The organism is Adhaeribacter terreus (genome assembly GCF_042657365.1).
Classification (GTDB): Bacteria; Bacteroidota; Bacteroidia; order Cytophagales; family Hymenobacteraceae; genus Adhaeribacter_A; species Adhaeribacter_A terreus.
In genome coordinates this window covers 363,077-378,506 of record NZ_JBHSKT010000001.1, presented here as the reverse complement: position 1 = coordinate 378,506, position 15,430 = coordinate 363,077, and the positions used below count along the sequence as shown (strand labels likewise).

Below are 15,430 nucleotides of genomic sequence, written 5' to 3'. Positions count from 1 at the left end.
AAAAGCATACCGTTTTTGATAACTGACTTTCCAAGCCTAAAAGCATACCGTTTTTTACAACTGACTTTCAACATAGAAAACCATACCGTTTTCGACTTTTCAGGCTGGTAACCATACTGTTTTTAAATATCAGAACCGCACGGAAATAACAACTTATTTACAGGAAATTCATAATGTAGCTCCTGGAGTGCTTTAAAAAACAGGATTAAAGTGTTATTCATCAACCGCCTTACAATTCAATAACCGTTCGGGCTCGGACAAATTTTCTTCCTCTATTTACTTGTTCAGGGCTTTTTATTTCATCCAAACAGGCATTTTTCAGGCTTTTTAGCTGAAATTCAGGGCTTTTGGCAACAAAAAGCGTCGCAGATCCATCTTTAGTTAGAAATTATTTTGATTAAAATTCTAAAATACTATATTTGAATAATACATACTCAGGCAGGCAAGTTTCTATTTTTAAGAAAATTGCATTTTTCTTTTCCCCTGCCTTTCAGGCTCTGATAAGATCGGTTTAACGGTTTTTATTGGATGCATATTATCAGTGCGTTTTTTTTGATCAAGTATTGAATTGCCATAACTATCTAAACTATTAACATTATGCACAAAAATTTACCTCAATCCGGTTTAAACTGGACCACCCTGGCACGACGGTGGAGAACACTCAGGAATCGTGCGGCGCTGGGAACGGCTCTGCTTTTCGGTAGCAGTTTATATGCTTTTAACGCACAAGCCCAGGCTGTTTCGGCTTACAACTTTGCGGCATCCAGTGGCACATTTACGCCATTGGGCGCTACGGCAACTCAGGTACCTGATCTGGTAGACGATGAAGTTGTTTCGACAGCCATTCCTATAGGGTTTACCTTTAATTATGCCGGCACGAATTATACCAGCGTTTACGCTACTGACAATGGCATTCTTTCTTTTAATCCTTCCACTATTCCTGCCTATACGAACGACCCTTCCGGTTCGCCATCTGGTACACGCCCTTTAATTGCACCGCTCTGGGACGACCATGCCGGTTATGTGGTAGATGGCGCCGAGGCTGCATATGAAACTACTGGTGCTGCCGGTTCCAGAGTATTTACTTTTGAATGGAAGAACTGGGCCTGGGATTATTTTGCTCCGGCAGGCGTAATAACTTTTCAGGCAAAACTATACGAAGCCACCGGTAAAATTGAATTTCACTACCGGCAGGAAACTACGCCCGCTAACAGTGCCAGTGCTACCATTGGTTTAGTTGGAACAGCTAATGGCCCGGGCAATTTCCTTACCCTGAATAATGCTTCTGCTACTCCAACGGCCAGTTCAACTTTTGCTACTACCAACATAAGCACCAAACCGGCTACCGGCCAGATCTATACTTTTACCAAACCGGTTAGCGTAGATATTGCAACCGATGGTTTAGCTTCGCCAACGGTGGTAGGCTGCCCTAACCCTAACCAAACTGTAAGCATAGCGGTACGGAATGCCGGTACTGCACCAATTGATTTCAGCACTAATCCGTTAACCGTTACCGCAAGCGCTACCGGCACTAACCCAGCCACTTTTACGCCGGTAACTGTAAGCACTGGTATACTGGCTCCGGGTGCTTCTCAAAACGTAGTAGTTTCTACCAACTATAATATGAGTACGGCGGGTTCTTATGTTTTCAGTGCATCTTCTTCCATTACCGGCGATGGTTTTGCGGCGAACAATGCCATTGCGCCCGTTACGGCTACGCGTACCATCGTAGCGCCGGTTGCCATACCGCAAAATGTAAACTTTACAGGCTTTACCGGTTCCAACCTGAGCACGCTGTTTCCGGGTTGGTCTGAAGCCAACGATGTTATTCCAACAGGTACTACTTCCGATTGGACCAGCGACGATTATGCGAACACAACAAACGCTAACGGCATATCGGCAAAGGTTAATTTATACAGTAATGTAACCAAAGCCTGGATGATCGGTCCAAAAATTACAGCTGCTGCTACTACGTTTCTGAAATATGATCTGGCGCTTACTACCTGGGCTGGAACCAGTGCGGCAAGCCTGGGCTCAGATGACGAAGTAAAAGTGATGGTTTCTACTGATTGCGGCGGAACCTGGACAGCCATCCGGACCTATAATTCAGCTTCAACCATCAGCAATACCGGCCAGGTTGAATCAATAAGCCTTGGTGCTTACGCCGGACAGGATATTATTGTAGCATTTTACGCTACCGAAGGTTCTGTTGATGACGCCGCCGACAACGATATCTTTATCGACAATGTTTCTATTATAAGCATTCCGCCGGTTGATTTGGGAGCAACTGCACTGGCCAACCCGGTTACTTCTACCGGATGCTACGGCAATGTGCAGGGCGTAAGCGTTACGATCAAGAACTTCGGTTCTGCCCCGCTTGATTTTTTAACTACTCCTGCCACCATAACCGTAAACGTTACCGGTGCAGTTACACAGACTATTCCTTTCCAATTGCTGAACAATACGCTGAATGGCGGAAACCCATTAGCAATTGGCGCTACGTTAACAGTTCCGGTAGGTACACTGAATATGTCGGCGCCGGGTGTTTATACGTTCAATGCCACTACAACTATTGCCGGCGATGGAACTGCTGCCAACGATGCCATGCCTGCAACAAGCATAACAGTAGTAGCACCAACTGCCGGCACAGCAAGCGCCGCACCGGCTAGCATCTGCGTGAGTGGCGCCACAACGCTAAGCCTGACTGGCCAAAACGGAGGCGATGTTCAATGGCAACAGGGCACTTCTGCAACGGGTACATTTACCAATATAACCAGTGCAAGCGGTTCTTCATTCACAACCCCTACTCTATCCCAAACTTCCTACTACCGGGCTATTGTAAGCTGCGGCGCTAATTCCGATACTTCGAATATAGTAACAGTAACGGTTAATAATCCGCTGGTAACAGCTTCGGCAGGTGCTACGGTTTGTAGTGGAACAACTGCAACTTTAACTGCTACTCCATCTGCAGGGGCCACCATAACCTGGTACAGCTCTGCTACCGGCGGTGCTGCGCTGGCAACCGGAAATACCTATTCCCCAACTGTAACAGCGAACACAACTTATTATGCCGAGGCAAGTGTGTCTGGAGGCAGTGGTCTGACATCGCTGAATGCGCATCCATTAACAGGAGGAAATGGTTGTAGTGGTGGCAATATGTTCAACGTAAACCCGATCAGCAATATTTCCATCACCGGTTTCGATCAGAACCTGAACATTGCTGCGGGGACTTCTACCACGGTAACTGTTTATTATAAAACCGGATCTTACCTGGGTTCTGAAACCACGGCTTCGGCCTGGACATTACACCAGTCTTTAAGTGTTACTTCAGCCGGCCCAAATACCGCTACACTGGTTTCTATAAACCCGCTTACGCTTATAGGTGGCCAGAACTATGCTATTTATATAGAGGCCGATGTAAATTACACATCCATTACTGCACCGGCAACCTATACAAATGCTGATCTTTCTATTATAGTAGGAGCCGGTTTATGCGGTTCATTTACCAGTGTAAACGCAAACCGGGCATGGAATGGCGTACTTCGTTATACAGCGGGCTGCCCGGGTCCACGGGTTCCGGTTGCAGTAGTAGTAAATCCGGCACCAGCCACTCCAACCATTTCAGCAAGCGGCCCAACTTCTTTCTGCAATGGCGGCAGCGTAGTTTTAACGGCTTCATCTACTACTACCGGCACTACTTACCAGTGGTATAATAACGGTGTGGCAATTACAGGTGCAACCAACGCTACTTACACGGCAACTGCTGGCGGTACTTTTACTGCTGTGGCTAGCGCCAATGGTTGCTCAAGTCCTGCTTCTGCAGTTACTACTGTTAACATGAATACCCTACCTGCTGTACCAACCATTACTGCCGGCGGTTCTACTACGATCTGCCAGGGCCAATCGGTTGCTTTAACGGCAAGCTCAACTTCAACCGGGGTAACGTATCAGTGGTTTAATAACGGTACGGCCATTACAGGCGCTACTGCTGCTACTTATTCTGCCAATGCTGCCGGTACTTTTACCGTAACTGCTTCCAATAACGGCTGTACAAGCGCTGCTTCTACGGCTACTACTGTTACCCTGAATGCTATTCCGGCAACGCCAACCATCACTCCTTCCGGAGATTCTGGTCAGGAGCTGACTTCATCTGCGGCTACGGGTAACCAGTGGTATCTGAATGGTACAGCTATTACTGGTGCAACTGCCCAGACTTACCAGACTACTGCCAATGGTAACTATACAGTTGTAGTAACGGATAATTCGACTACCTGTGCTTCCCTGCCTTCGGCTGCAGTGAATATTACCAACACCGGTATTAAAGGTGCCATGGCAGGCATGAGCGTGAGCGTTTATCCGAACCCAAGCAACGGTAAATTCAACGTGAAGCTGGTTGGTTACAAACACGATGCTGCTTTAGAGCTTTACAGCCTGACTGGTCAGCTGATCGTGAAGGAAAACGTGAAATCAGGACAGGAAGTAACCAAACTACAGGTGAAGAACCTGGCGGCCGGTACTTACCTGCTGAAAGTAGTTTCTGAAAAAGGCGTGCAGATCAACAAGCTCATCGTAGAATAAGCTTGCTGCTGAATTGAAATAGAAAAGCCCTCCGTAAATACGGAGGGCTTTTTTTATGCCTCTACTTTTTCAGCTCAAAACCATACCGTTTTTTTGGTCTGCGAAATTTCAGAGGTTGATGGAAATCTATTTGATGCAAGGAAATAACTGGAGCCTTACTTTTTGCAGTAAAAAGCATACCGTTTTCGACTTTTTGTGCTCAAAAGCATAGCGTTTTTAGAACTGCGAAACTTCAGAGGCTATTAAAAATTCATGTATTGAAAGTGTTTGCATCAACCTTACTTTTTGCAGTGAAAAGCATAGCATTTTTCATAACCGACTTTTTCCTGTGAAAAACATAGCGTTTTTACCATGCTGGTTTACAGACTTAAAGCCGAACATTTACAACACAAATCACGCATCTTATACTTTCGTCTTTCCCTGACTTTTTCTATTCAAAACCCTACCGTTTTCGGCTGGTTTTCAGCGCTTACACGAAAATATCGAAATCTTATATATATAGTGAACGGCTTAAATTTTATAGTGAATGAAAAGATAAGCCTGAAGCAAAAACAACAAATCAACGCCAGACAATAACAAAACAAATATTTATTATTTTGAAATTCAAGCATTTATGAAATTTATATAAAAATCAAGCCAAAATTTTGAGTAACTTTAGGCGCAAATTATTTTTTAATCTTTTAATTACTTTAATGAATCAGTACTACTTTAGGAAACAAGCTTTCCAGGGTCTGAAACACGAAGCCCTGAAAGGGTGTAGCAGGCCTACCCGCTTTTTCTCCCTTCTGTTGCTGGCTCTTTGCTTTGGTTTTATGCCGAATGCAAATGCACAGCAAACTCCGCAGTTTGCCAAAGATGCAAGCACCAGTACTAACAGCATGCCTTTTAATTCGAATGGCGCTAAACGCTTGCAGAATTTTTATTATGCCAATGAACTGGTAAGCACTTCTGCTACCGTTCCGGGCAATGCTCACTCGGGCATGATTACGCGCATTTATTACAAGGCGCAGAATGCAGGCATAGGCACTTACCTGGATCTTAAGGTAAAGATGGGTCAGACTACGGCCAATAGCTTTCCGGGTACAGCAGGCAACACTTTTTTCACGAACCTGACTACGGTTTTTGCCAGCGCTTCTCATACGTTCGGTTCCAGCGCAGCCGATGAATGGGTGCCGCTCGACCTGACTACACCATTCTTATATGATGCCGGAAAACCTCTTATTATTGAGGTTCAAATGACGGGCCGTGTTGGTACTGCCGGGTTTACAGTACGTACGTCTTCCAGTCCAAGCAATATGCCGCAGCGTCGCGTGTACAACAACACTTCTTCAACAGCTTTAACTTCTCCAACCGGAAGTGCTGACAGAACCTGGCCAGATTTCGGAATCGATGTAACTGCTACGGCGCCTTGCACCACTCCTCCAACTGCCGGAACTGCCGTGGCTTCGGTGCCATTTGTTTGCCCGAACACCAATTTTCAGTTAAGCATGGACGGTGCCGATGTTGGTACCGATATTACTTACCAGTGGCAATCTTCCACGGACGGTACAAACTGGACTAACATTCCGAATGCAACCGGCTCTATTTTTACAACTACCCAACAGAACACTACTTTTTACCGCGCTCAGACTATTTGCAGCAGCATTTCTTCGCCTTCTAACGCAGTAACAGTAGTAACGAACCCGAGCCCGATGAGCGGTACTTATACCGTAAACAAAAATGCTCCTTTTTCACCAACCGGAAATTACCAGAGCCTGAACGACCTGGTGCAGGACCTTACCTGCCGCGGTGCTTCCGGCCCGGTTACTGTAAACGTAGTGGCTGGCTCAGGCCCTTACAACGAACAGGTAGTTATTACCAATATTACGGGCATAAACGCCACCAATCCTCTTGTTTTTAATGGTAATGGCAATGCCGTTACGTTCGAACCAACAAGTGCTAACCGCTCTATTTTCCGTTTAGACAGCGCCGATTACGTAACGATCAACAACTTTGAACTGACTACAACCGGTACTTATGGCTGGGTGATCCAGCTTTCCAACGGCGCCGATCATAACGTGATCAGCAACAACATTATTAACAGCTCTGCCACTACTACTACCGAAACCAGTGGCACCGGTATCGTATTTTCATCTTCGAACACCGAGTTAAAAACCGGTAATAACGGTAATCATAACGTTATCATCGGCAACACGATCACGGGTGGTTACAAAAGTATTCACCTGGCAAGTGCTGTAACGGCGGCTGGTAATAACCAGATCAAAAACAACATCATGAAAGATTTTTATGCAACCGGTATTTTGCTGGATGCCGCTCAAAATACTTTGGTGGAAGGAAACGATCTGAGCCGGGTTACCCGCACCACTGCAAACTATACGTTCTGCGGTATTGAACTTAAAGGCAATTCGGCCGGAAATATTATCGCCAAAAACCGCCTTCACAATACCCACGATACTATTTCTTCTACAACTTCAGGTTATGTGTACATGATCTATCTGAATTCAACAGATGCTGCGGCTGGTTCGGAAAACATTATCAAGAACAACCTGATCTACAACATTAAAAGCTTAGTAGCTATTTATGGTATTTACAACCTTGGCAGCGATGGTGCATATTTCTACAACAACACCGTAGTTTTAGACGCGAATACTACCAAAGAAGTACGTGGTTTTGCCCAGAGTACTTCTGCTACCAATATTAAATTCAACAACAACCTGATCTACCTGGGTGGTAGCGGCGCGGGTGCCAGACATGCTCTTTATTTAAACACAGCAGCTTCTTCGATAGCCGCAGATCATAACGTTTATTACATCGATCCGGCTCTTGCCAACAAAACCCTGGCTTATTACAGCGTAGCTTATGCAACCCTTGCCGACTGGCAGACTGCAAACAGCGGTGCTTTCGATCAGCATGCACTTTTTGCTGACCCGATGTTCGACAACCCGGCTACCGGCAATTATGCTCCTACCAACTCTATGCTGAACAACGCAGCGGCTGCTTTAACCGAAGTAACCGACGATATTACCGGTGCTCCGCGCAGCACAACTCCTGACCCAGGCGCGTACGAATTTGTGCCGGTTGGTTTCGATGCTGGTATTGTTGCTTTGGTTACGCCGGTTAGCCCGGCAGCACCAGCCAGCCAGCAGGCAATTCAGGTTTCTATCAAGAATTACGGTGCCACTATTTTAACCAGCATGGTAATTAACTGGAGCGTAGACGGTGTGGCTCAAACGCCTTTCAACTGGACTGGTTCTCTGGCTGGCGGTCAGATTTCTGCGCCGGTTACCGTTGGCAACTTTACATTTGCTTCCGGTGCTTATAACCTGGAGTTCTGCACTGCTTCGCCAAACAACGCTACTGATTCGAATACTTCGAACGACTGCTTTACTACCACCATGTATGCGTGCGCACCATTAGCAGGTACTTATACAATCGATCAGAACAGCCCGGTTTCAGCTACCAATTTCCAGAGCGTAACGGCAGCAGCCGAAAGCCTGAATAATTGCGGTATCAGCGGTCCGGTTGTATTTAATGTAACGGCAGCTTCCGGCCCGTATATCGGCCAAGTGCAATTCCAGACCATTGGAGGAGCTAGCGCAGCCAATACCGTTACTTTTAACGGTAACGGCAATACCATTTCTTTCAAGGCAACAGCCAATGATCGTCAGGTTATTAAATTAGATGGTACCGATTTCGTAACGATCTCGGACTTTACCATTGCGGCTACCGACTCTACTTATGGCTGGGGTATTCACTTAATGAATGGCGCTGACAACAACGTTTTCAGCAATAATACCATTAACGTTACAGCAACCAATACTACCGCCGATGCTGCCGTAGGTATTGTATTCTCTAATGCCAATACTGCGGTTTCTATTGCAGGCAACACTGGTAACAACAACGTGATCTCCGGCAATACTATTTCAGGTGGTTACAAAGGTATTCACCTGAACAGTGATTTAACGGCTCCCGGTAACAACCAGATCATCAACAACAACATCCGCGATTTCTATTACGATGGTATCAGACTGAATGCTGCCAAAGGAACGCTGGTAGAAGGCAACGATATCAGCCGTCCGACCCTGACCATTGTGAATACTTTTACTGCTATTGCAGTAGCCGGTAATTCGCAGCAAACTGTGATCAGCAAAAACCGCATTCACAATTCGCACGGCGGAACTTCCAACAGCACAACCGATGCTTATGGTATTTCAGTTTCGTCGAGCGACGCTCCGGTAGGTTCTGAGAACATTATCAAGAACAACCTGATGTACAACATCAACAACATAGACGTGGTTTATGGTATTTACAATGTAGGCAGCGATGGCATGCACGTATTCCATAATACTTTCGATCTTTCTAACCCAAGCAGCACGGGTACTGTGCGTGGTTTTTACCAGGTTAATGATGCCACCAATATTAAATTTGTAAACAACATCGTTAATATTGCCAGCAGCGCTTCCGGTAACAAATATGGTGTAAACTTCAACACGCCAACTTCTACAATTATCAGCAACAACAACGTGATTAACGTACCGGTTGGGATTACCGGCCGTTATGGTACAAACGACTTCCTGACGATGGCTGCCTGGACAGGTGCCAACAGCAATGCTTATGACCAGAACTCAGTTTCTACCAACCCGATGTTCATTAACCCTGCCGCAGGAAACTATATTCCGAACGCAGTGGGCGTAGATAATATTGGTCAGCCGCTGGCAAACGTTACCGATGACATTGACGGTGCGCCACGCAGCGCTACTACTCCGGATGCCGGTGCATTTGAATTCAGCGTTCCGGTAGATAACGTGGGTATTGTTGCTATTTCCGGTCCGGCTGCAAACTGCGGTCTTTCAAGCCAGGAAAGCATTACTGTTACGATCAAAAACTTCGGAACAAGCGTTCAGACCAGCATTCCGGTTACCTATTCCCTGAATGGGGTAGTAATGGCTACCGAAACCTTTACCGGTACGCTTGCTTACAATGCTACTGCCAACTACACATTTGCGGCGAAAGCCGACTTGTCGGTTGCAGGTCCTTACACCATTGTAGCCAGCACTATGCTGACTGGTGACAATACGCCATCTAACGACAGCGACACGCTGAAAATAGCGAACTCGCTGATGCCAAACGCAACGGTAAACATCGATTTTGAAACGGTTGCCAATGGCTTAGACGCTATGCGTAAAGTTGTAAATGCACGCGCTAATGTGAAAGAAGATACTGCTGCCAGCTTCGGTGCAGCTTCTACCAAAGGTATGATCATGGATGGTGTAGACCACGCCAGCTGGACCATTCCGACCGGTGCCAACAACCCTTGGAGCACTAATATGGATAATTTCTCGGGTGTTTACATGTGCTTACAGCCAAAAATCGGAAGCGTTGACGATTCCCTGATCCTGACTTTCGACCTGAAACAATTGTATAAAACTGCAAGTGCTAATACCAATTTCCGCGTTACGGTAAACGGTCAGCAGATCGGTAATACCTACAACCCTCCTTTTGGTGGTTATGGTGCCGGCGGCGCTACCTGGTCACACGTTAAGATCAACCTTACCGCATTCCTGAACCAGCCTACTATCCAGATCGGTTTAGAAAGCAACGTGAAGGAGCCTTTCGCAAAAGGAACCGGTACTGCCAACCTGATCGACAATATCAATGTGCAGCACTACCGCATTACTACTGGCGTAAAAGAAGCGCTGGCAGCCAATGCGATCAAGGTTTATCCGAACCCGAACAACGGTACTTTCAGCGTAACACTGAACGGTTTAACGCAAGGAGCTACTCTGGCAGTTTACAACCTGGCTGGTCAGCTGATCGCTACTGAAAACGTGAAAGCGGGTCAGCAGGAAGCGAATATGAACCTGAAAGGTTTAGCAGCGGGTACATACCTGCTGAAAGTTACTTCTGACAATAAAGTAAACGTTACGCGCCTGATCGTGCAGTAATTTTTCTGAAGCTTTTTGGGAAAAGCCCCGGCAAATTGCCGGGGCTTTTTTTATGCTTGCACTTTTTTATCACTAAAGCATACCGTTTTATTCAGCAGACTTTTAAGGCCGAAAACCATAGCATTTTCCAAACCCGAACTTCAGGCTTATATTTACCGGTACAACTACAACAAAAGGCTTGAACACTTCCGTATTTTCGGCTTACCTGCAACTTGGTTTCCATCATATTTTCAATTTGCAGGCTTACGATCACCTGGCATTTCTGGTGGCTTTGGCGGCGCCTTTTGTGTGGCGGAACTGGCGGAACGTGGTGTTGCTGGCTACGGCTTTTACCATCGGTCATTCCATTACTTTGGCGCTGTCGGTGCTGCAAATTATTCCGGTAAACGAGGGTCTGATCGAAACTTTGATTCCGGTTACGATCCTAATAACGAGCCTTTTCAATATTTACCGGCACGCCAAACCACAGCAGAGAACGGTAGGGTTTTGGGTACAAAATCTCATGGCGGGCGGTTTTGGACTAATTCATGGCATGGGTTTTTCGAATTACCTTCGGAGTTTACTTGGCAGGGAAAGCAAACCGGTTTTAGAGTTGTTTGCGTTTAACGTGGGCATCGAGCTCGGGCAGGTTTTGATTGTGTTGTTGGCATTGTTTGTGAACACGTTTGCCATACGGTTTTTACCGCGGAAGATCTGGATCATGGTAGTTTCCGGGATTACGGCACTGGTTTCGGTTTATATTTTATTCGGGATATTTGCTAGGTAGCGTAGGGTTTAAACCCTACGCTACAGATTATCCCGCAAGTTTAGTATAGCGCAACTTGTGGGTTTTCATTTTGGTCAGTTTGCAACTGACCTTTCCTGAAAGGCAAACAAGCCAACTACCTACAAAAAACGGTAGGTTTTGCACTGAAAAAGTCTCAATAAAAATCGCAATGCTTCCGCCAATTAAAAACTGGCTATTCTTTTCAGTCACAAGTTACACTTCGCTAAACTTGCGACATTATTTGATGTATACATCCCCATCAGCGGTAGATCAGGATTTCTAAATCCTGAACAGCAGGCTTAAATGAAAATCCAGTAGCGCAGAGTTTAAACCCTGCGCTACTGGATTTTCCGTTTTCGGAAATATCCGCTAAAAATTGTATCTTGTTGGGGAATGCGCTTTTACTTTCCGCATACCGAAGAGTCCCCCTTTGGAGGGGGTTGGGGGAGGATTTTTCGCTTGCTGATTTTTAGCTGGAATGCGTAGCCCTCCCCCTCCAAAGGGGGACTAAGAACATAACCTTATTTTTAATCCGCACAATTATTCATAATGCTGAAACGACTTTTTACAGCTTTAACCATAGCGTTTTCCATCAGTTCCGCTTTCGCGCAGAGCAACACCGACCAGAGCAAATTCCGGCAGCTGGGGCAGGAATTGCCTACGCCGAATACGTATCGCACGGGTTCCGGGGCGCCGGGTCACCAATATTGGCAACAAAAAGCCGATTACGTAATTTCTGCGGAACTCGATGATGAAAAACAAGCTATAAAAGGTTCGGAAACGATTACGTACACCAACCTCTCGCCGGATAAACTGACGTATTTGTGGGTGCAGCTCGATCAGAATATTTTCGATAAGGAAAGCATTACGGCACTAGCGAAAACCGGCGAAATTAAAGACCGGATGAGTTTTTCGGCGGTGGAATACATGCAACAGCAGGGTTTTGACGGCGGCTTTAAAATTGAAAGCGTAAAGGATGCGAAAACGAATAAAGCGCTGAAATTCACGATCAACAAGACCATGATGCGCGTGGATCTGCCGCAAACCCTGAACCCGAAAGGCAGCTACAGTTTCACTATAAAGTGGCACCACAACATTAACGACCAGCGCAAAATCGGCGGCCGCAGCGGCTACGAATATTTCGAAAGAGACGGCAATTATCTGTACCAGATGGCGCAGTGGTTTCCAAGAATGGCCGTGTACGACGATGTGAACGGCTGGCAGCACAAGCAGTTCCTGGGCCGCGGAGAATTTGCCCTGCCTTTCGGAGATTATAAGGTAAGCTTAACTGTGCCGGCCGACCATCTGGTTACCGCTACCGGAGAATTGCAGAACGCGGAACAGGTACTTACTTCGGAAATGAAAAGCCGCCTGAAAAAAGCGGAGAACACGAAAAAACCGGTTTTAATTGTAAGCCAAAGCGAAGCGGAGAAGAACGAAAAAAGCCGCAGCGGCAAAAAGAAAACCTGGACTTTTTCGGCTAAGAACGTGCGCGATTTTGCCTGGGCAAGTTCCCGCAAATTTATCTGGGATGCGATGCAGGTCAACATCGAGGGCAAACCGGTTATGGCGATGTCGTTTTACCCGAAGGAAGGAAATCCGCTTTGGGGGCAGTATTCTACCGAGGTAATTGCGCACACGCTGAAGGTTTATTCGCGGTTTACGGTGCCTTACCCCTACCCGGTTTGCATTTCGGTACACGGCGCGGTGGGCGGCATGGAATACCCGATGCTGAGCTTTAACGGCGGTCGTCCGGAGGCGGATGGCACGTATTCTGAAAACACCAAATACGGCATGATCTCAGTGATTATTCACGAAGTGGGCCACAACTTTTTCCCGATGATCATTAACTCCGACGAGCGGCAATGGAGCTGGATGGACGAAGGTTTGAACACGTTTGTGCAGTATTTAACCGAACAGGAATGGCAGCGCGATTACCCGAGCCGCCGCGGTGAGCCGTACAAAATTGTGGACTACATGAAGAGCGACAAAAGTACGCTGGAACCCATCATGACCAATTCTGAAAGCATTCAGCAGTTCGGGAATAATGCGTACGGCAAACCGGCCACGGCCTTGAATATTTTACGCGAAACGGTAATGGGCCGCGAACTTTTCGATTATGCGTTCAAGGAATATTCGCGACGCTGGAAGTTCAAGCATCCCATGCCCGCCGACTTTTTCCGGACCATGGAAGATGCTTCGGGCGTGGACCTGGACTGGTTCTGGCGCGGCTGGTTCTACACCACCGACCACACCGACATTGCCTTGGAAAGCGTAAAATGGTACACCATTGACAGCAAAAACCCGGAGATCGAAAACGCCAAAAAGCTGAGCGCGCAGAATGCCGAACCCAAAACGTTATCGCAGCAGGAAAACCTGAAAAGCATTACGCGCACGCTGGTAGAAGAAAAGCCGGAGCTGAAAGATTTCTACAACGCCTACAATCCGCTGGAAACCACCGCTTCGGACAAAGCCCGCTACCAGACCTATTACAACTCACTTTCACCTTCCGAAAAAGCCATTTTAGACAAAGGCCTGCACTTTTACGAAGTCGATTTCCGGAACCTGGGCGGGTTGATCATGCCGCTTATTGTACAGATGAAATACGACGACGGCATCGAAGAAACCGTACGCATTCCGGCCGAGATCTGGCGCATGAATAACGAAAAGGTAACCAAGGTTTTTATTACTGAAAAGCCAGTGGTTTCCTTCACACTCGATCCGTTTTTAGAAACTGCTGATATTGATCTGAACAATAATAGTTTCCCTCGCAGGTTGGCGCCTTCGCGGTTTGAGTTGTTTAAAGACCGGAGTGAACGCGGTAGTAACCCGATGCGGGAGCAGTTGAAGCGAGATAGTGGTAGTGGTGCTGGGGGAAGTAGTGCGGAGTAGGGTAATAAGTTAATACAGCATGTTAATAGATTTTAAAGAAATTCCTCTCAAAAATAGCGAAAGTGCTTTAGCCGATTCTTTCGAATTATTTGCACGTGACTTTTTAGAATTGCAAGGTTACAAAATAATCCAAGAACCGTTTAGGGGTGCTGATGGTAAGAAAGATTTAATTGTTCGCGAAGCAAGAAAAGGTATTAATGGACTAACCAATATTGACTGGTTAGTTAGCTGTAAACATAATGCCAATTCAGGAAAGTCAGTTTCTGATATCGATGAACCTAATTTAACTGATAGAGTTGATTTTAATAATTGCCAAGGTTTTATTAGCTTTTGTTCAACTATTATATCGTCCTCTTTATCTGGAAACTTAGAGGCATTAAAGAGAAAATATGAAGTCTTAATTTTTGATAGAGAAAAGATTGAAGCTCATATAGTTGGCAATCAGTTATATGATAGTTTATTCAAACGTTATTGCCCTAATTCATTCAAAAAATGGAAAGACTTAGATAATTACAGAGAACCAGTAAAATTATTCTCTTTCATTGTCGATAAGTATTATTCTGATATAACTACAATCATAAAAAAAGTTTTTAACGATGATTATGGTTTTTTCATAAAGAGTATAAGAAAATCCGAAAATATTTACGAACTATTTAAAATACAAGAAGTTGAAATTGTAAAAGAAGAAATTTTAAACAAATGGCTTGAAATGTCTTCTGATGAAATGAAGTATTTTAAAGATTATCCTGAAGTAGTTAAAAATTTAGGAAATTGCTGGACCTATGCTGTTCCATATGAATTCAAAAAGATTCCATTCGAAAAAGTAAAAGATAAGTTAATATGTTGGGGACATAAACTTAGTGTGGAAAAAGATCATAATGGTGAATTCTACAATACGATTTCATATCCTATTCAGTATTTCCTCTACAAAAATCACTTTGTCGTTAGTGATGGGGGAGAAGAATATTTTGAAAAGCTTTTTTTTAAGTTAAAGTCTTTAATTGATTAAAATTTGACAGTATTACTTCCAAATCCATATTTTTAATAATCACTTGACCTAAAGCAAACCACCATGAACATACAAGCACGGAAAATACATTTTGTGCAGGAGTTTTAAGTTTGAACAACGAAAAGTTGTTTGCCAAATTCCAAGAGATGCTGCAAACCGAAAAACTTAAAAATATAGTTCTTAAATAAAGCGTCCCAATTCCCTCGTTCGCTGACTTTTCCCTCTCAAAACCCTACCATT

Annotated in this window: 5 protein-coding genes; all 5 read left to right on the top strand. The window is 45.3% G+C overall.

From position 1 onward, the window contains the following. The first annotated feature begins 597 nt into the window (after positions 1-597). The 5 genes from ACFPIB_RS01640 to ACFPIB_RS01620 all read left to right on the top strand — a co-directional run bounded on the left by ACFPIB_RS01640 (position 598) and on the right by ACFPIB_RS01620 (position 15,190). Complete coding sequence (locus tag ACFPIB_RS01640; protein WP_378015673.1) at positions 598-4,578, top strand: T9SS type A sorting domain-containing protein; 3,981 nt, start codon at positions 598-600, stop codon at positions 4,576-4,578. A gap of 692 nt (positions 4,579-5,270) precedes the next feature. Continuing rightward, a complete protein-coding gene (locus ACFPIB_RS01635; protein ID WP_378015672.1) occupies positions 5,271-10,523 on the top strand; it encodes a beta strand repeat-containing protein in 5,253 nt (1,750 codons plus the stop codon). 178 nt (positions 10,524-10,701) lie between these two features. Further along, the gene (locus ACFPIB_RS01630) at positions 10,702-11,289 is read left to right on the top strand and encodes a HupE/UreJ family protein (RefSeq protein WP_378015671.1); all 588 of its coding nucleotides are present in this window, start codon (positions 10,702-10,704) and stop codon (positions 11,287-11,289) included. A 549-nt stretch (positions 11,290-11,838) separates the two neighbouring features. Continuing rightward, positions 11,839-14,181, top strand: coding sequence for a M1 family metallopeptidase (locus ACFPIB_RS01625; protein ID WP_378015670.1), 2,343 nt, complete (start codon positions 11,839-11,841; stop codon positions 14,179-14,181). 19 nt (positions 14,182-14,200) lie between these two features. Continuing rightward, positions 14,201-15,190, top strand: coding sequence for a hypothetical protein (locus ACFPIB_RS01620; RefSeq protein WP_378015669.1), 990 nt, complete (start codon positions 14,201-14,203; stop codon positions 15,188-15,190). Positions 15,191-15,430: the final 240 nt, after the last annotated feature.